Genomic DNA, 19,643 nt, shown 5'->3' with positions numbered 1-19,643 from the left:
CGCCTCCGCGGGGCCGGGCGGGTCAGTTTTCGGGCGGGTTGGTGATGGCGGCGGCGATCTCGCCGTGGCTTTCGCCGCCCTGCTCATCCCAGTAGCGGCAGCGGGTGCGCAGCATCACCAGGGCGTCACGCAGATCGTTGGCGTCCCATTCGGCGATGTCGGCGATCTCGATCTCGCCGCGGAAGTGGCGGCCGCTCATGGCGGTGCGGAAGGTGCTCTTGAAGTCGGTGATGAACACGTCCGCGAGCTGCCGGGTCCAGAACTGCTCCATCGTCCACCGGGAGAACGGCGCGACCAGCGATTCCTTCACCGACTTGGCCATCAGGTAGTAGGCCATCTGGTTGAAGCAGATGTTGAACTCCACCGAGTTGAAGTGTCCGGTGTCGTCGATGTAGCAGGACTCGGGGATCAGGAAGGTGCAGGCGGCGCCGAGCCGTCCGCCGTCGAGGGGGTCGCCCGCCACCGTGACCGAGGCCGAGGTGAGGTATTCGCACCGCTTCGCCCGGTAGGGGGTGAGCACGCGGTGCAGCAGCGCCTCGTCGGTGGGGTAGACGCGCTGGTCGGTGTCGTCGAGCAACCGGGTCATGTCGGATCTCCTGATCGTTGCGCGGTGCGGAGGAGTTCGGCGAGGCTCATGTTCTGGATGGCCGCGGTGCGGTCCTCGATGTCCCGGCCCGGCTCCGCGCCCGGTGCGGCTTCCGGTGTGGTTTCCGGCTCGGTCAGGCCCAGTTCGTCCAGCAGGTGGCGGGTGAGGACGAGCGCGGTCGGATGGTCGAAGACGAGCGTCGCGGACAGGCGTTCCCCGACGGCCTCGCCGAGGGCGTTGCGGAACCGCACGGCGGCGAGGGAGTCGAAGCCCATGTCGCGGAACGACCGTTCGGCGTCGACCTCGTCGGCGTCGGCGAAGCCGAGGGTGGCGGCGGCCCGGTCGCGGACGACGTCGAGCAGGGCCTGTTCGCGGCGGGCGGGCGCCAGGCGGGCGAGCCGGTCGCGCAGGCTCTCGGCGGGCTCGGGGAGGGACGCGGCGGGGTCGACGGCCCGGCGGGCCGGGCCGCGTACCAGGTCGCGCATCAGATACGGCACGTCGGCGCGGCGCTGCCCCGTCAGGTCGAGCCGTACGGGCGCCAGGAACGCCCGGTCGAGCGCTCCGGCGGCGTCCAGCAGCGCCATGCCCTCGTCGGAGGCGAGGGGCAGGACGCCGTCGCGCCGCATGTCCGCCAAGTCGGCGGCCTCCAGCGCGCCGGTCATGCCGCTGGCCTCCTCCCACAGCCCCCAGGCCAGGGACTGCGCGGGCAGGCCATGGGCGCGGCGGTGCGCGGCGAGGCCGTCGAGGAAGGTGTTGGCGGCGGCGTAGTTGCCCTGACCGGCGCCTCCGGTCACGCCCGCGGCGGACGAGAACAGCACGAACGCCGAGAGGTCCTGACCGGCGGTGAGTTCATGGAGGTTGAGCGCCGCGTCGACCTTGGGGCGCAGCACGGTGGCCATCTTCTCCGGTGTCAGCGAGGAGATGATCCCGTCGTCGAGAACGCCCGCGGTGTGCACGACTCCGGCGAGGGTACGGCCCGCCAGCACGGCGGCCAGCGCGTCGCGGTCGGCGGCGTCGCAGGCGGCCACCTCGACGCGGGCGCCGAGCGCGGTGAGGTCGGCGGCCAGGCCGTCGGCGCCGGGCGCGCCGGGGCCGCGGCGGCTGGTGAGCAGCAGGTCGGTGACGCCGTGGGTTGTGACGAGGTGGCGGGCGACCAGGCCGCCCAGGGTGCCGGTGCCGCCGGTGATCAGCACGGTGCCGGGCCGGTCGCCGAAGGCGGTGGCGGGAGCGCCGTGTTCAGGTGCGGCCACGCGGGTCAGGCGCGGCCGGTGGAGGGTGCCGGAGCGCATGGCGAGCTGTGCTTCTCCGGTGGCCACCGCCGCGCCGAGACCGGCCTCGGTGGGGTCGGCGGCCCCCGTGCCGGAGGGGTCGAGGTCGAGGAGGACGATGCGCCCCGGGTTCTCGGTCTGGGCGCTGCGGACCAGCCCCCAGACCGCGGCCCCGGCGAGATCGGTGACGTCCTCGCCGTCCACCGCCACGGCGCCGCGGGTGACGACCACGAGCGTGGCGTCGTCGTCCCGTTCCTCCTCCGGCCAAGTCCGGAGGACCGCTAGCGCCTCGGCGGTCGCGGTGTGTACGGCCTCGGCGGTCGTGCCGCCCGCGCAGCGGTGCACGACCGTCCGGGACGGGGTGGCCTCGTGCGAGGTGGCGGGTGCCCAGGCGAGTTCGTACAGCGCGTCGTGGGACGCGTCCGCGGGTGTCAGGGGGCCGGTGGCCATCGGGCGCAGGACGAGCGAGTCGACGGAGGCGACGGGGCGGCCCGCGGTGTCGGTGAGGCGCAGCGCCACCTCGTCCTCGCCCAGCCGGGTCATCCGCAGTCTGAGCGCGGCGGCTCCCGAGGCGTGCAGATCGATCCCCGTCCAGGCGAACGGCAGCGTGACCCGCTCGGCGTCGGAGGCGAGCAGCGCGGTGGCGTGCAGCGCCGCGTCGAGTGCGGCCGGGTGCAGCCCGAACCGGGCGGCCTGGGCGGCGGCCTGCTCGGGCAGCGCGATGTCCGCGTACACCTCAAGGTCGCCGGAGCCGCCGGACCGCCAGGCGGCGCGCAGCCCCTGGAAGGCGGGGCCGTAGACCGGTCCGTCGGCGGACGACGGCGTGTAGAAGTCCGCCAGGTCGACCGGTTCGGCGCCCGGCGGCGGCCAGGGTGCGGGGCCGGGCGCCGGCTCCGGTCCGGCGTCGGCCAGCGTGCCCTGGGCGTGGCGGGTCCACGCGGTGTCGGCGGGGGCGTCGTCCGGCCGGGAGTGGATCGACACGGTGCGCAGATCGGCGCCGACGACGACCTGAATCGCCACGCCGCCGCGCGCCGGGAGGGCGAGCGGCGTCTCCAGCGTCAGGTCCGCCACGCGCCCCCGGCCCACCTCGTCACCGGCGCGGACGGCCAGTTCCACGAAGCCGGAGCCGGGGAACAGGACGGTGCCGCCGACGGCGTGGTCCGCCAGCCACGGCTGGGCGGAGCGCGACAGCCGCCCGGTGAGCAGCACTCCCCCGGCCCCGGCGACCGGCACCGCCGCGCCCAGCAGCGGATGGTCGGCGGGCAGCTGGCCGATGCCCCGCGCGTCGCCGGTGTGTTCGGGCGCGGGCAGCCAGTACCGCTTGCGCTGGAACGGGTACGTGGGCAGGTCCACGCGCCGGGCTCCGGTTCCGGCGAACCGGGTCTCCCAGTCGACGGTGGCGCCCCGTACGTACGCCTCGGCCAGCGAGGTGAGGAAGGTGCGCGGGCCTCCGGCGTCGCGGCGCAGCGTGCCGACGAGGGTGGCGGCCGCCCCGGCGGATTCGGCGGTCTCGCCGAGCCCGGCCAGCAGGCCCGGGTGCGGGCTGGCCTCCACGAAGATCTCGAAGCCGTCGGCCAGCAGCGCCCGCGTGGTCTCCTCGAACCGTACGGGCTGCCGCAGGTTGGTGTACCAGTACGCGGCGTCCAGACCCTCGGTGTCCAGCTGCCCGGCGGTGACGGTGGAGTAGAACGGGATGGCCGAGGCGCGCGGGGTCAGACCGGTCAGCTCGGCGAGCAGCCGGTCGCGGATCTCCTCCACGAACACCGAGTGGGAGGCGTAGTCCACGCGGATGCGTCGGGTCTGGACCCCCTCGGCGTCCAGCCGGTCCCGCAGCTCGTCCAGCGCCCGCGGGTCGCCACAGACGACGACGGAGCCGGGGCCGTTGATGACGGCGAGCTGGAGGCGGCCGTCCCAGTCGGCCAGGTGTCCGGAGGTGACGTCGGCGGACAGGGCCACCGACATCATGCCGCCCCGGCCCGCCAGGTCCTGGCGGATGACTCGGCTGCGCAGGGCGACGACGCGCGCGCCGTCCTCCAGCGACAGCGCTCCGGCGACGCAGGCGGCGGCGATCTCGCCCTGGGAGTGGCCGACGACGGCGGCCGGTTCGACCCCGGCGGCGCGCCACGCCTCGGCCAGGGACACCATCAGCGCCCACAGCGCGGGCTGTACGACGTCGACGGCCTCCAGCGGCGGTGCGCCGGGCGCGCCGTGCAGCACGTCGAGCAGGTCCCAGTCGACGTACGGTTCCAGGGCCTTGGCGCATTCGCCGAGGCGGGTGGCGAAGGCCGGTGAGTGCTCCAGCAGTTCCACGCCCATGCCGGGCCACTGCGAGCCCTGCCCGGGGAAGACGAACACGGCGCGCGGGTCGCCGCGCCGCACGCCCTGGACGACGGAGGCGGGCGTCTTCCCGGCCGCCACCGCGTCGAGCCCGGCGAGCAGCCCGTCGCGGTCGCCGTCCACGATCACGGCCCGGTGTTCCAGCGCGGCGCGGCCACGGGCGAGCGAGGCGGCGACGTCGAGGGGGTCGGTGCTGAGGTTGCCGCGCAGCTGGGCGGCGATGCGCGCCGCTTGGGCGCGCAGCGCCTCGGCGGATGCCGCCGAGAGGGTCAGCGGCACGACCGGGGGCCGCTCGCCGCGCGGTTCGCGCGGGCCGGACGGCGGCGCCTCCTCCAGCACCACATGGGCATTGGTGCCGCTGACGCCGAACGAGGACACCGCGGCGCGCCGCGGGCGGCCGTGTCCCGGCCACTCCCTGGCCTCGGTGAGCAGTTCGACGGCGCCCTCGGTCCAGTCGATGTGCGGGGAGGGGGTGTCGGCGTGCAGGGTGCGGGGCAGCACACCGTGGCGCATCGCCATCACCATCTTGATGACGCCCGCCACTCCGGCGGCGGCCTGGGTGTGTCCCAGGTTGGACTTGACCGATCCCAGCCACAGCGGTTCGCCGTCCGCGCCCCGCTCCTGCCCGTACGTGGCCATCAGCGCCTGGGCCTCGATCGGGTCGCCGAGGGTGGTGCCGGTGCCATGGCCCTCGACCACGTCGACGTCGGCGGGGGTCAGGCCCGCGGCGGCCACGGCCTGCCGGATCACCCGCGCCTGTGCGGGCCCGTTGGGCGCGGACAGGCCGTTGGACGCGCCGTCCTGGTTGACGGCCGAGCCGCGGACCACCGCGAGCACCGGGTGTCCGGCGCGGCGCGCGTCCGACAGGCGTTCCAGCAGCAGCAGTCCCGCGCCCTCGCCCCAGCCGGTGCCGTCGGCGGACGCGCCGTACGCCTTGCAGCGGCCGTCGGCGGCGAGTCCGCCCTGCAGGCTCATCCCGATGAACGTCTCGGGCGTGGCCATCACGGTGACGCCGCCCGCGAGGGCGTACGCGCACTCGCCCTGGCGCAGCGCCTGCATGGCCCAGTGCATCGCCACCAGGGAGGAGGAACAGGCGGTGTCGATGGTGACCGCCGGGCCCTGGAGTCCGAGGGTGTAGGCGATACGGCCGGACGCGACGCTGCCGAGGCCGCCGCCCGCGGTGAAGCCCGCGAGGTCTTCGGGGACGGAGCCCGACGGCGGCGCCCAGTCGTGGTACATGACCCCGGCGAACACCCCGGTGGCGCTGCCCTTCAGGGACAGCGGGTCGATGCCGCCGCGCTCCAGCGCCTCCCACGCGGTTTCCAGCAGCAGCCGGTGCTGCGGGTCCATCGCCTGGGCCTCCTTCGGGCTGATGCCGAAGAAGGCGGGGTCGAAGTCGGCGGCGTCGTAGAGGAAGCCGCCTTCGCGGGTGGCGGTGGTGCCGTGTCTGCCGGGCTCGGGGTGGTAGATCTCCTCCAGGTTCCAGCCCCGGTCCTCGGGGAAGTCGGCGATCGCGTCGGTGCCGTCGGCCACCAGGCGCCACAGCTCCTCGGGTGAGGTGACGCCGCCGGGGTAGCGGCAGGCCATCGCCACGATCGCGATGGGCTCGTCCGCCGCGGCCCGCGCGGTGGTCCGCGCCGGGGTGGTGGCGGGCACGGTGCCGCGCACCTTGTCGAGCACGTGATCGGCGAGGGCGCCGGGGGTCGGGTGGTCGAAGATCAGCGTGGAGGTGAGCCGGAGCCCGGTGGCCTCGCCGAGCGCGTTGCGCAGCTCGACGGCGGCCAGGGAGTCGAAGCCCAGCTCGGTGAAGGCGCGGCGGGGGTCGATGGCGGTGCCGCTGTCGTGGCCGAGTACGACGGCGATCTGCGCGCGGACCAGGTCGAGGACGATCCGGGCCCGTTCGGCGTCGGGTTTCCCGGCCAGCCGGTCGGCCAGCGCGCCGCCCGGGGCGCCCGCGGCCGTGGTGGCGGCGGTGCGGCGGGCGGGGGTGCGGACCAGGCCGCGCAGCATCGGCGGGATGCCGTCGGGGCGGGCCCGGAGCGCGGGGACGTCGAGGCGCAGCGGCACCAGGGCGGGTACGCCGGAGGTGAGCGCCTGGTCGAAGAGGGCGAGGTTCTCCTCGGAGCCGAGGGCGGGGAGCCCGGACCGTGCGGCGCGGCGCAGGGTCACCTCGTCCAGCCGGGCGCCCATGCCCGCGTCGCCCGCCCACAGGTTCCAGGCCAGGGACGTGGCGGTGAGGCCGCGGGCGGCCCGGTGTTCGGCGAGCGCGTCGAGGAACGCGTTGGCGGCGGCGTAGTTGCCCTGTCCGGCGGACTCCAGCGTCCCGGCCGCGGAGGAGAACAGCACGAACGCGGCCAGCGGACGGTCCCGGGTCAGCTCGTGCAGCTGCCAGGCGCCCTCCGCCTTACCGTGGAAGACGGTGCGGACCTGCTCGGGGGTGAGCGATCCGGCCAGCCCGTCGTCGATGACTCCGGCGCCGTGGACGACGGCCGTCAGCGGATGCTCGTCGGGGATCGCCGCCAGCAGCGCCGCCAGGGCGGCGGGGTCGGCCACGTCGCACGCGGCCACGGTCGCCCGGGCGCCCAACGTACCCAGTTCGGCGGCGAGTTCGGCCGCCCCGGGGCCGTCCGGGCCGCGCCGCCCGGTGAGCAGCAGGTGCTTCACCCCGTACCGGCGCACGAGATGGCGGGCGACCAGGCCGCCCAGCCCTCCGGTGCCGCCGGTGATCAGCACCGTGCCGTCCGGGTCCCAGGCGACGGGCCGCGGGGCGTCCGGCAGCGGCGTACGCGCCAGGCGTGGCACGAGCACCGCGCCGTCGCGCAGAACCAGTTGGGGTTCTCCGGTGGCCAGGGCGGCGCGTATGTCGCGTTCGGGTACCTCGCGGCCGGTGCCGACGAGGACGAACCGCCCGGGGTTCTCGGCCTGGGCGGAGCGCACCAGCGCCCACAGGGGCGCGAGCGTCAGATCGCCCGGCGCCTCACGGGTGACGATGGCCAGCCGGGTGTCGTCGCGCAGCGCGTCCTCGATGAGCTTCAGGCCGTACAGCGTGGCCTCCCGCGCCGCCTCGGCGGGGGCGCCGGGGAAGGTGGCGGGGACGAACGCGAGCCGGAACTCCCCGGCCGTGGCGTCCGGCTCCGGCGGGGCCGGGATCTCGGTCCATTCGACGCGCAGCAGCGCGCCGTCCCGCGCCCCGGCCAGCACCCCGTTCAGCGGCACGGGCCGCTGCACGAGGGACCGTACGGTGGCGACCGGTGCGCCGGTGGTGTCGGCCAGTTCGACCGCGACCTCGTCGGGGGCCGTCCGGCGCAGATGGACGCGTACGGCGGTGGCGCCCGCAGCGTGCAGTTCGAGGCCGAGCCAGGCGAACGGGAGCCGTACCTGACCGTCGTCCTCCGGCCCTTCGGCGGCGTGCAGGCTGGCGTCCAGCAGCGCCGGATGCAGCCCGAACCGGTCGGCGCCCGCCTCGTCCAGGGCGACTTCGGCGAACACCTCGTCCCCGCGGCGCCACGCGGCGCGCACGCCCTGGAACGCGGGCCCGTAGCCGTACCCCTGGGCGGCCTGGCGCTCGTAGAGGCCGTCCACGTCGATGGGCTCGGCGTCGGCCGGTGGCCACTGGGCGAACACGGCCCCGTCGGCGGCCGTGCCCTCGCCGTGTTCGGCCAGCACCCCGCTGGCGTGCCGGGTCCAGCTCTCCTCGCTGCGCGCGGGGCGCGAGTAGATCTCGACGGTACGGCGGCCCGCCGCGTCGGGCGCGCCGACGACGACCTGTACCTCCACCGCGGCGTCCCCGGCCAGCGACAGCGGCGTCTCCAGGGTGAGTTCCTCCACCACCCCGCAGCCCGCCTCGTCCCCGGCCCGCACCGCCAGCTCGACCAGGGCGGTGCCGGGGACGAGGACGACGCCCGCGATGACGTGGTCGGCCAGCCAGGGCTGGGACCGGGTGGACAGCAGGCCCGTCAGGACCAGTCCGTCGACGCCCGCGAGGCTGACGGCGGTGTCCAGCATCGGGTGTCCGATGGTGCCCGGGCCGCTCCCGGCGTCCAGCCAGTACCGCTTGCGCTGGAACGCGTAGGTGGGCAGCGCGGTCCGGCGGGCGCCCCGGCCCGCGAAGAAGCGCTCCCAGTCGACGGCGACACCATGGGCGTGCGCCACGCCGAGCGCGGTGACGGCCTGGCGCTCCTCGTCGTGCCCATCGCGCAGCAGCGCGGCGAACGCGGTGTCGGGGCCGCCGTCGGCGAGGCAGTCGCGGCCCATCGCCGACAGCACGGCGTCGGGGCCCAGCTCCAGATACGTGGTGACGCCGTGCGCCTCCAGCCGGTGCATGGCGTCGGCGAACCGCACCGGCTCGCGCACATGGCGCACCCAGTGGTCGGCGTCGAACGCGGTACCGGCCTCCCCGGTCAGGGCGGACACCAGGGGGATGCGCGGCGGCGCGTACGTCAGGGTCTCGGCGACCCGGCGGAAGTCGTCGAGCATGGGGTCCATCAGCGGCGAGTGGAACGCGTGCGAGACGCGCAGCCGTCGCGTCTTGCGGCCCTGCTCGGCGAAGCGGGCGGCGACGGCGAGGACGGCGTCGGCCTCACCGGACAGCACCACCGCGGCCGGGCCGTTGACGGCGGCGAGTCCCACCCGCCCGGTCAGATACGGGGTGACCTCCGCCTCCTCGGCCTGCACGGCCACCATCGCGCCGCCGCCGGGAAGTTCGTCCATCAGCGTGCCGCGCGCCCCGACCAGCAGGGCCGCGTCCGCCAGGGTCATGACCCCGGCGGCGTGTGCGGCGGCGATCTCGCCGATGGAGTGTCCGGCGACGAGGCCGGGGGTGACGCCCCACGACTCCAGCAGCCGGAACAGGGCCGTCTCGACGGCGAAGAGCGCGGCCTGCGCGTACCCGGTCCGGTGCAGGAGTTCGGCCCGCGGCGAGCCGGGCGCGGCGAACAGCACCTCGCCCAGGGGCTCGTCGAGATGGAGGTCGAGGTGGTCGGCGGCCTCCTGGAGCGCCTGGGCGAACACCGGGAAGGCCCGGGCCAGTTCGCGTCCCATGCCGACGCGCTGGCTGCCCTGGCCGGTGAACAGGAACGCGGTCCGGCCCGTCGCCCGCGTCGTGCCGGTGAGCAGCCCGGGCGCGGCCGTGCCCTCGGCGAGGGCGGTCAGGGCGCGGCGCAGCTGGTCGCGGTCGGTGGCGACGACCGTGGCCCGGTGGCGCAGCGCGGCGCGGGTGGTGGCGGCCGCGTACGCGAGGTCCAGCGGCGACGCCTTGTCCACGGCCGTCAGGAGCCGTGCGGCCTGGCCGCGCAGGGCGTCCTCGCCCTGCGCGGACAGCACGACGGGGACGGGGCGGTCGGCCGCGGGGGCCTCCGGGGTTTCCGGGGCCGGGGCGGGCGGCTCTTCGATGATGACGTGGGCGTTGGTGCCGCTCGCGCCGAACGAGGAGATCCCGGCCCGGCGCGGGGCGTCCGCGGCCTCCCACGGGACGGGCTCGGTGAGCAGCCGGACGGTGCCGTCCGACCAGTCGACGTGCGGGGTCGGCGCGTCCACGTGCAGGGTGCGGGGCAGCGTGCGGTTGCGCATCGCCTGCACCATCTTGATGATCCCGGCGGCCCCCGCCGCCGCGCCGGTGTGCCCGATGTTGGACTTCACCGACCCCAGCCACAGGGGCTTGTCGGCCGCGCGTCCGGGCCCGTAGGCGGCGACCAGGGCCTGTCCCTCGATGGGGTCGCCGAGCGTGGTGCCGGTGCCGTGTGCCTCGACCGCGTCGACCTCGCCGGGGGCCAGGCGCGCGTCGGCGAGCGCCTGGCGGATGACGCGCTGCTGGGCGAGGCCGTTGGGCGCGGCGAGGCCGTTGCTGGCGCCGTCCTGGTTGATGGCGGTGCCGCGGATCACGGCCAGCACCGGGTGTCCGTCGCGCAGCGCGTCGGTCAGGCGGGCCAGGACGAACACGCCCGCGCCCTCGGCGAAGGAGGTGCCGTCCGCCGCCGCGGCGAACGCTTTGATGCGGCCGTCCGGGGCCAGGCCGCGCTGGCGGCTGAACGTGGTGAACGTACCGGGGCTGGAGATGACCGTGACGCCGCCCGCCAGCGCCAGCCCGCACTCCCCGCGCTGGAGGGACCGTACGGCCAGGTGGAGGGCGGTGAGCGAGCCCGAGCAGGCGGTGTCGACGGTGAGCGTGGGCCCTTCGAGGCCGAGCGTGTAGGCGACGCGGCCGGATACGACGCTGGGCAGGCTGCCGCCCAGGACGTAGCCGTCGAGGCCGTCCGGCGCCTCGTGCGTACGGGGCCCGTACTCGTGCGGCTCCACGCCGATGAACACGCCCGACGGGGTGCCGCGCAGACGGCCCGGGTCGATGCCGGCGCGCTCCAGCGCCTCCCAGGAGGTCTCCAGCAGCAGCCGCTGCTGGGGGTCCATGGCCAGCGCCTCTTTGGGGTTGATCTGGAAGAAGTCCGCGTCGAAGTCGGCGGCGTCCGGCAGGAATCCGCCGCGCCGCACATAGCTGGTGCCGGTGGCGGACGGGTCCGGGTCGTAGAGGCGGTCGAGGTCCCAGCCGCGGTCGGCGGGGAAGTCGGTGAGCACGTGGGTGCCGTCGGCCAGGAGCCGCCACAGGTCCTCGGGCGAGGTCACCCCGCCGGGGTAGCGGCAGCCGATCCCGACGATGGCGATCGGCTCGTCGGACACGGGGGGTGCGGCGGGTGCGGCGGGTGCCACGGGCTGGTCTTCCGGCCCGGTGGCACCGTGCACCACGGCCGCCAGGTGGCGGGCCAGGGCGGCCGGGGTCGGATGGTCGAAGCCGATGGTGACGGGGAGTTCCACGCCCAGTTCGGCGGTGAGCCGCCGGTGCAGCTGGACCAGGCCGAGCGAGTCCAGCCCCTCCGCCAGGAACGGGCGGTCGGCCGCCACGTCGGCGGGCCCGTCCCCGTAGGCGTCGGGGTAGGCGGCCCGCAGCACGGCAGCGGCCTGCGTCAGCACCAGTTCCAGCATCGCGGCCTGTGACTGCTCGGTCATGTGCATACTCCGCAACGAAGAAGAGGCATGGGGGTGATCGGGATGGTCAGGAGTGCTCAGGGCGCCGCGAGGGCGGTCAGGGCGGCGCGGTCGACCTTGCCGTTGACGGTCAGCGGGAACGCGTCCACCACGTGCACGCCCTGGGGGATCATGTACGCGGGCAGCGCGGCACGGCAGAACGCGACCACCTCCTTGGCGTCCGGCGCGGGGCCACCGGGGGCGTGGGTGACGAACGCGTGCAGCACCGGGTCGCCGTCGGTGCGCGGCAGAAGCATCGCGACCGCGCCGGTGACGCCGGTGTACTCGCCGATGCGGCGCTCCACCTCGCCCAGTTCGACGCGGTTGCCACGGATCTGCACCTGGGAGTCGGCGCGGCCGCGGAAGTACAGCTCGCCGTCCGCTCCCCTGGTGGCCAGGTCGCCGGTCTTGAACACCCGCTGCCCCGACCTGGGGTCGAGCGGATCGGGGACGACGACGGCGCGGGTGGCCTCCGGGTCGTTCCAGTACCCGGAGAACAGCGACGGGCTGCGCAGATAGATCTCGCCGAGCACCCCGGGCTCGTCCACGGGAGCGCCGTCGGGCCCGATGAGCATCATCTCCGCGCCCGCCACCGCGTAGCCGATCGACAGGCGTTCGGTGCCGGGCGGCAGCGGGTTGGGCACTTCGGTGATGGACGCGGCCATCGTCTCGGTGGCGCCGTAGCCGTTGGTGAAGCGCACCTTCGGCAACAGCTCCTGAAGGGCGCGCAGTTCCTCCAGCGGGAAGTCCTCCCCGGAGAACGCGATGCGCCGCAGCACGCCCTGCTCACCCAGCTCGGCCAGCAGCCCGGGCTCGTGGCGCAGCACCGGACGCCACGCCGACGGGACGGCGTCGACCTGGGTGGTTCCGGTGTCGCGCAGGAACGACAGGAAGCGGCGGGGCCAGCCCAGCCGGTCGCGCGGTACGGGCACCAGCGCGGCGCCGTGGCTGAGGGCGAACCCGATGTCGAACAGGGCGAAGTCGAACTGCAGCGGCGCGGTGCCCGCCACCCGGTCCTCGGCCGTGATCAGCTCCGCGGCCTCCGCCCCGCGCAGGAACGCGATGACCCCGCGGTGGCTCATGACCACGCCCTTGGGCCGCCCCGTGGTGCCCGAGGTGAAGGTGATGTACGCGGTGTCGACGGAGGTGACCGCGCGGCGACGGCGGACGCGCGGCGCGGGCGGACGCTCCACGGTGAGTCCGTCCGCGCCGAACCGGGCGGTGCCGACCGTCTCGGGAATGCCGGTGCGCCGTCCGCGCGCCGACTGGAGATACAGCGCGGGCCGGGCGCTGTCGATGATCGTCAGGAGCCGTTCGTCCGGGGTCTCGGGACTGGCCGGGACGAACGGCAGCCCCAGAGTGGCGCAGGCGAGGAGGGCGGCGATGGCGTCGGCGTCGGTGTCCGACTCCAGGATGACGCGGTCGCCGACATCGAGGCCGAGCGCGTCGAGCGCCTCGGCGCAGCGGTCGGTGCGGGACTGGAGTTCGCCGTAGGTAACCGTCTCCAGACCGCCGTCCGGCGCGGCCTGGATCACGGCGGGCCGGTCGGGATCCTTCCGGGCGGCGGCCAGCAGATAGGTCCGCAGGTTGTCCACCGATGCGTGCGCCCGGGCTGGACGCGCTCCATTCGGGCTCATGCGCCACCCTTCCGATTCGGTCCTTCTCAGCAGCCTTCTCGGCATCCTTCTCACTAAATGCCAGGCTGTTTCTAACAGGGTGCTTTTACGGCCCACAAGAACTCTCGCCCACCCGCCCGTGAACTAGGGGGCGTTAGGGGTTATGCGGGTACCGGGGGCCCACAAGACTGGCCGGAAACAATAAGATCGAACTGCATCAGATCGAACTGTTGGGCTTTCAGAATGCACACGCGACGAGCGTGACAAAAGGGAGAGCGAGAATATGTCGGCGATTGTCTTTCCTGGAATCGGCCCGACGCGGTTCGCCGACTCGGCGCGGTTCCTGGCGGTCCATCCGGTGGCGCGCCGGCTCGTCGCCGAGGCGGACCGGGCCCTGGGCTATTCCCTGCTCGACCGGTACCGGGAGGCCGAGGCCCGCGGCGACCAGGGCGCGTTCCCCGAACCGGCCCGGATCGCCTTCCTGGTCTCCTGCCTGGCGCTGGCCGAATGGACGGTCGCCGAGCACGAGGTGGCGCCGGTGGCATGCGCCGGTGCCAGCTTCGGCGGCACGGCCGCGGCGGTGTTCGCCGGGGCGCTGCCGTTCGCCGAGGCCGTGGCGATGACCGCGGCGTGGGGCCGTCTGGTGGACGCGTACTTCGCGCGCGAGCACCGCGACCTCGTCGCCCAGTCGTTCGCCCGCGTCCCGGCCGACCGGCTGGCCGAGATCCGCGCGGAGCTGGACGCGCGCGGCGAGTGGAACGAGGTGGCCTGCCACGTCGACCACGACTTCCACATGCTGTCGGTCCGCGAGGAGATGGTGGACTGGCTGCAGAAGCGGCTCAAGGCGGTGGGCGGCCTGCCGCTGTACGTCATGCGGCCGCCGATGCACTCGACCGTGTTCGACGCGCTGCGGGAGGAGATCGAGGCGGACGTCGCCACGGCCGTCCCGTTCCGCGATCCCGCGATTCCCGTGGTGTCCGACCACGACGGGTCGCTGGTGCGGACGGGCGCGGGGGTGCGGACGCTGCTGCTGGACGCGGTGACCCGCACGGTGCGCTGGCCGTCCGTGGTGGAGACGCTCAAGGGGCTCGGCGTCGAGCGGGTGCACGTCACCGGGCAGGACGGGCTGTGGGGCCGGGTGGACGTCATGACCCAGGCGTTCGAGGTGGTGGCGGTGCGGCCGGAGACGGCCATGCGACCGCGCCGGCGCAGCGCGATCGCATAAGCGGATGGAGAGCGCATCAGCGGACGGAAAGCGGGTCAGCGCATGGCCGCCAGTGTTTTCCACAGGGTCTCGGGGGTGGCGAAGTTGTCGCCGTTGAGCGCGTCGTCGAGGAAACGGACGCCGTACATGTCCTCCAGCGAGGACAGCAGCGCGACCATTCCCATGGAATCGAGGCCGAAGTCACGCAGGCTCAGGTCGGCGGTGAGTTCGTCTCCCGATTCCAGCAAAGGAAGGTGCTTGCGGAGCAGTTGCCCGAAAGACTCGTCCCACATGAGCGCTCCCCTGTTTTTCCTGGCCTTTATGGAGTTACCGGCTGCCGAATAGTCGGCGTCGCGGCCAACCTAGGCCCTGCCTCCCGCGATTCGGCACCCCTATCCACCCCTTTTCCCTCCCCGGAGGAAGGAACATGATCGAAACACCTGTCCCCGGACACGGTCTGCACGAACGGTTTCTGCGCGGCCTGGCGCTGTCGCCCGGCCGGGCCGCGATCCGCGTGGACGACGAGACCCTGACGTACGAGGAGATGCACGAACTGGCGCTGCGCCGGGCCGGGGCGCTGCTGGCCCGGGCCCCGCGGGGGCCGCACACCGTCGCCATCCTCGCGGACAAGAGCCTGACCGCGTATGTGGGGATCCTGGCGGCGCTGTACTCGGGCGCCACCATCGTGCCGCTCCATCCGCGGTTCCCCGCCGAGCGCACCCGGCGCATGCTCACCGCGGCGGGGGTCTCGACGGTCATCGCCGATCCGGTCGGCCGAGCCGCGCTCACCGAAACCGAGCTGGACCTGCCCGTCCTGGACGAGGCCGCCACCGCTCCCCCACTGGACGCGCCGGTGGCCGTCCGGCCGTCCGACATCGCGTACGTCCTGTTCACCTCGGGGTCGACGGGCCGCCCCAAGGGCGTGCCGATGACACACGGCGCCAACGACCACTACTTCTCCCTGCTGGACCGGCGCTACGACTTCGGACCCGGCGACGTGTTCTGCCAGAACGTGGGCCTCAACTTCGACTGCGCCATGTTCGAGCTGTTCTGCGCCTGGGGCCGCGGCGCCCCGGTGCACGCCATTCCCCCCGCGGCCCACCGGGACCTGCCGGGGTTCCTGGCCGAGCGGCGCATGACCGTGTGGTTCTCCACCCCGAGCGGCACGTCTTTCATCCGGCGGATGGGCGGCCTGACCCCAGGGGCGATGCCCACACTGCGGTGGAGCTTCTTCGCGGGCGAGGCGCTGCTGTGCGAGGACGCCGCCGCGTGGCAGGCCGCCGCGCCGAACTCGCGGATCGAGAACCTCTACGGGCCGACCGAGCTGACCGTCACCATCACCGGCCACCGCTGGTCACCGGAGACCTCGCCGAGCCGGGCGGTGAACGGCGTCGTCCCGATCGGCGCGGTGCATCCCGGCCATGACCATCTGCTGCTCGACGGGGACACCGAGTCGGCGGTCGAGGGCGAACTGTGCATCACCGGGCCGCAGATGACACCCGGCTACCTCGATCCCCAGGACGACGAGGGCCGGTTCCTCGAGCGCGACGGCCGCCGCTGGTACCGGACGGGCGACCGGGTGCGACGGCTGGACGACGGCGAGCTGGTGTACCTCGGCCGCCTCGACACCCAGGTGCAGATCCAGGGCTTCCGGGTCGAACTGGCCGAGGTGGACCATGTCGTGCGGCGGTGTGCGGGCGTGCAGAACGCCGCCACCGTGACCCGCCCGGCGCCGGGCGGCGGGCTGGAACTCGTCCTCTACTACACCGGTGACCGCGTGCACCCGGTGGCGCTGCGCCGCGAGCTGTCCGCGCATCTGCCCGACCCCATGGTGCCCAAGGTGTTCCGGCACGTGGCGGAGTTCCCCCTGAACGCCAATCACAAGGTCGACCGGGGGCGGCTGGCCCGCGAGGCGGCCGCGATGTCGGACGGCCATCCGTAACCCAGAGCTCGGACGGCCACCCGTGAGCCACGGCTCAGACGGCCATCCCCGACCCGAAGCGGCGGGCGTCCTCCACGACCGTGCGCAGCGCCTCGGCGAGCGACGCGCCCGTCGAGGCGTGCTCGGGGTCGATGACCCACTGCATCATCACGCCGCTGAGCAGCGCGTGGTAGAACTGCCCGACCGCGGCCCGGGTGTGCGGGGGCAGCTCCTCGCCGCCCAGGAGCAGTTCGACCAGGCCGTTCTGGGCCTGCTGCTGCGCCTCGACGATGAAGTCACGGACCTCGGGCACATGCTCGATCTGGGAGATCGCGTCGAACTGGGCGGCCCACACCGGGCGGTGCCGCTCGAACAGCTCGGTCACCCGTGTCCACGCCCGCTCGAACCGCCCGATCGGGTCGTCGGGCAGGTCCCCCGCGTCGGCGAGGACCCCCTTCAGCTCCTGGGCCCACTCCTCCAGCGCCTCCATGAGCGCGGCGTTGAGCAGGGCCTCCTTGGTGCCGTAGTGGTAGCCGATCGAGGCCAGGTTGGCGCCGGACGCCTGGACGATGTCCCGCGCGGTGGTGCGGGTGTACCCCTTCTCGTACAGGCAGCGCTTCGCCCCGGCCAGCAGGTCCTGTCGGTGTCCCATGCGGCCGAGTCTAACCGCAGCGTCAGAGATCTGTCTTAGACAAGCGTCCTAGACAGACTACTTATACAAATCTATAGTCGCGCCCATGAGTGAGCCCACGCCTGAGCCCATGAGCCGCCAACGAGCGAGCCGGAAGGACTGGATCGGCCTCGCCGTCCTCGTCATCCCGGTCCTCGTGATGTCGATGGACATGACCGTCCTGTACTTCGCGCTGCCGTTCCTCAGCGCGTCCCTGGAACCGAGTGCCACACAGCAGTTGTGGATCGTGGACATCTACGCGTTCATGCTCGCCGGGCTGCTCATCACCATGGGCACCCTCGGCGACCACATCGGACGTCGGCTGCTGCTCATGCTCGGCGCCGTGGTGTTCGGCGCCTCGTCGTTGGCCGCCGCCTACGCGGGCAGCGCCGAGCTGCTGATCGCCGCGCGTGCCGTCCTGGGCATCTCCGGGGCCGTGCTCGCGCCGTCCACGCTCGCGCTGATCCGCAACATGTTCCACGATCCCACCGAGCGGCGTACCGCCATCGCGATCTGGACGGCCGGGCTTTCCGGGGGCGCCGCTCTGGGCCCGATCGTGTCGGGGCTGCTGCTGGAGAAGTTCTGGTGGGGCTCGGTCTTCCTGATCAACATCCCGGTCATGGCCCTGATCCTGCTGCTGGGCCCGTTCCTTCTGCCGGAGTACCGCGCCCCGCGGCCCGGCCGCTTCGACATCCTCGGCGCCGTCCTGTCGCTCGGCACCGTGCTCCCGGTCATCTACGGCATCAAGGAACTCGCCGACGACGGCTTCGCCTGGAAGTACGCCGCCAGCACGGCCGCCGGAGTCGTCGTCGGCGTGCTGTTCTTCCTGCGCCAGCGCTCGGCCGCCAATCCGCTGATCGACCTGAGTCTCTTCCGCGACCGGGGGTTCAGCGCGTCCATCGGCGTCAACCTGGTGGCCCTGTTCGCGATGGTCGGCTTCCTGCTGTTCTCCACTCAGTGGATCCAGCTGGTCTACGGGCTGAGCCCGCTGGAGGCCGGGTTATGGACCCTGCCCGCGCCGTTGGCGGTCGTGGTGACGACATCGGTCGCCGCCGTGCTGGCCAAGTCGATCCGCCCCGGCTACATCATCGGCGTCGGGATGGTCATCGCCACGGCCGGATTCGCCATCATGACGCAGCTGCGCGCCGATTCGAGCCTGGCCGTCGCGGTGGTCGGCGCGTCGGTCATCTCGGCCGGGGTGGGCATGGCGATCCCCCTGACCGCCGACCTGATCGTCTCCTCGGCACCACCGGAGCGCGTGGGCGCGGCCTCGGCGCTGCCGGAGACCAGCAACCAGCTCGGCGGGGCGCTCGGTGTGGCGCTCCTGGGCAGCATCGGATCCGCCGTCTACACCCGCGAGGTCTCCGACGCGACGTCCGCACTTCCGCACGAGGCCGCCGACGCCGCCAAGGGTTCGCTCGGCGGCGCCACGGAGGTGGCCAAGCACCTGTCCGACCGGGCGAGCGAGCCGCTCCTCCGGGTCGCCGGGGAGGCGTTCACCCGCGGGATGAACATCAGCGCCGTGGTCGCCGGGGCCGTCATGCTGGCGGGCGCCGCGGGTGCCGTACTGCTCATGCGCCACGTCGCGACTCCCGCCGCCGCACCGGCTGCGGCCGCCCCTGCGAAGGCCGAGCCCGCGCCCGCCTCCGGTCCGGAGTAGCAGCCCCCGGTGTACGACGGAGTCCCTGCGCGAAGGTCGCGCAGGGACTCCGTCGTACACCGGGGCCTCCGTCCGCAGGGGCCGTTGGGCCGTCAGCGGCCGAGGGTCACCGGGAGGGTGGTGTAGCCGGTCAGGCCCATGATGGCGCGGCGCTCGGGCGTACCGGCCTGCTCGATCTTCGGGAAGGTGTCGATCAGCTTCGGGAAGAGTTCGGCGCCCTCGATGCGCGCGAGGCTGCCGCCGAAGCAGTAGTGGGCTCCGGCGCTGAAGCTCAGGTGGGGGCCGTTGTCGCGGGTCAGGTTCAGGCGGTGCGGGTCGGGGAACCGGCGCGGGTCGCGGTTGGCGGCGGCGAGCAGGGTCAGGACGAGAACGCCCTCGGGTATCTCGGCACCGCCGATGGAAACCGGCCGGGTGGTGACCCGGCTCGCCGCGGTGGTGTGGGTGGTGTGGCGCAGTAATTCCTCCACGGCCGACGGCGTGATGCTCTTGTCCGCGCGCCAGCGGTTCAGCTCGTCGGGGTGGTCGAGGAGCGCGAGCACCCCGGTCGCCACGAGGTTGGTGGTGGCCGCGAAGCCCGCGGTGAACAGGAACAGGATGAGCGCCATCAGCTCGTCGTCGTCGAGACGGCCGTTGGTGGCCTCCTGGACGAGCGAGGACATCAGGTCCTCACGCGGTTCGGCGCGACGATTCTTGATCACCTCACGGAAATACCCGGCCAGTTCCTCGGCCGCGGCGTCGGCACGCGTCAGGTCCTCCTCGGTGTAGAGGCCGGAGAAGACGTGCGACCAGTCGTCGGCCAGCTTCCAGAGGTGTTTCCCGTCCTCGTACGGAAGCCCGAGCATGTCGCTGATGACCGCGACCGGGAAGGGCACGGCGAGCAGGTCCACGAGGTCGACCGGCTCGCCACCATCGGACCGCTCGATGAGGTTGTCGATGAGCCCGGCGGTCAGCCGCTCCACCGCGGGCTGCATCGTCTTGATCTTGTTGGGGGTGAAGACGCGGGCGGCCAGGCCGCGAATCCGGCCGTGGTCGGGGTGGTTGAGGGTGACCATCGAGTTCAGGTACATGCGCAGGGAGAGATGGTCGGCCCAGTCCTCGCGCATCTGGGTGGCGGCGCGGGCGCCGCTCTGGACGTCGGGCAGCCGCAGGAACTCGGTGACCTCCTCGTACCCGGACATCACCCATACGCCGAGCGCGGACGCGTGGTGGACCCGGTTCACCGACTGCAGCGTCTCGTAGAGGGGGAAGGGGTCGGCGGGGAAGGGCGGCGAGATCAGCGCGATCAGCGCTTCGTCGGCCTGCTGGGACGTCGGGGTCGTTTCGGTGGTCATGTGGGGCGTTCTCCTCGGTGTGGTGCTTCTGGGCGG

At 73.6% G+C, this 19,643-nt stretch carries 9 protein-coding genes; 3 read left to right on the top strand and 6 right to left on the bottom strand.

The window, feature by feature from the left end; all coding sequences use genetic code 11:
- Positions 1-22: 22 nt before the first annotated feature.
- Genes ACZ59A_RS15265 through ACZ59A_RS15255 form a run of 3 tightly spaced genes read right to left on the bottom strand, consistent with a single transcriptional unit; the run spans position 23 to position 12,842 of the window.
- Positions 23-586, bottom strand: a complete 564-nt coding sequence (locus tag ACZ59A_RS15265; protein WP_468044971.1) for an FcoT family thioesterase — start codon at positions 584-586, stop codon at positions 23-25.
- Entirely contained in the window at positions 583-11,187 is a 10,605-nt protein-coding gene (locus ACZ59A_RS15260) for an SDR family NAD(P)-dependent oxidoreductase (protein ID WP_470958449.1), read from the bottom strand. The genes ACZ59A_RS15265 and ACZ59A_RS15260 overlap by 4 nt, the downstream gene beginning before the upstream one ends.
- 56 nt (positions 11,188-11,243) lie before the next feature.
- Entirely contained in the window at positions 11,244-12,842 is a 1,599-nt protein-coding gene (locus ACZ59A_RS15255; protein ID WP_470958446.1) for an AMP-binding protein, read from the bottom strand.
- A gap of 262 nt (positions 12,843-13,104) precedes the next feature.
- Here ACZ59A_RS15255 and ACZ59A_RS15250 point away from each other — a divergent pair, with 262 nt between their 5' ends.
- Positions 13,105-14,046 (top strand): ACP S-malonyltransferase, encoded by a 942-nt coding sequence (locus ACZ59A_RS15250; RefSeq protein ID WP_470958443.1) that lies wholly within the window; start codon positions 13,105-13,107, stop codon positions 14,044-14,046.
- Between the two features lie 35 nt (positions 14,047-14,081).
- Here the strand turns inward: ACZ59A_RS15250 and ACZ59A_RS15245 are convergent, their stop codons facing one another.
- A complete protein-coding gene (locus tag ACZ59A_RS15245) occupies positions 14,082-14,318 on the bottom strand; it encodes an acyl carrier protein (protein WP_468044963.1) in 237 nt (78 codons plus the stop codon).
- Between the two features lie 134 nt (positions 14,319-14,452).
- Between ACZ59A_RS15245 and ACZ59A_RS15240 the strand changes: the two genes are divergently transcribed.
- The gene (locus ACZ59A_RS15240) at positions 14,453-15,967 is read left to right on the top strand and encodes an AMP-binding protein (RefSeq protein ID WP_470958440.1); all 1,515 of its coding nucleotides are present in this window, start codon (positions 14,453-14,455) and stop codon (positions 15,965-15,967) included.
- A gap of 34 nt (positions 15,968-16,001) precedes the next feature.
- Here the strand turns inward: ACZ59A_RS15240 and ACZ59A_RS15235 are convergent, their stop codons facing one another.
- Complete coding sequence (locus tag ACZ59A_RS15235) at positions 16,002-16,598, bottom strand: TetR/AcrR family transcriptional regulator (RefSeq protein WP_470958437.1); 597 nt, start codon at positions 16,596-16,598, stop codon at positions 16,002-16,004.
- 85 nt (positions 16,599-16,683) lie between these two features.
- On the opposite strand from ACZ59A_RS15235, the gene ACZ59A_RS15230 reads away from it, so the two are divergent.
- A complete protein-coding gene (locus ACZ59A_RS15230) occupies positions 16,684-18,276 on the top strand; it encodes an MFS transporter (protein WP_470958436.1) in 1,593 nt (530 codons plus the stop codon).
- A 92-nt stretch (positions 18,277-18,368) separates the two neighbouring features.
- On the opposite strand, the gene ACZ59A_RS15225 is transcribed toward ACZ59A_RS15230, so the two are convergent.
- Positions 18,369-19,607: a cytochrome P450 gene (locus ACZ59A_RS15225; protein WP_470958433.1), complete on the bottom strand. Its 1,239-nt coding sequence runs from the start codon at positions 19,605-19,607 to the stop codon at positions 18,369-18,371.
- Between the last annotated feature and the right edge of the window lie 36 nt (positions 19,608-19,643).

The organism is Streptomyces sp. NPDC040405 (genome assembly GCF_055595765.1).
Note: the sequence above shows the minus strand (reverse complement) of the source record. Positions and strands in the feature narration are given on the sequence as shown.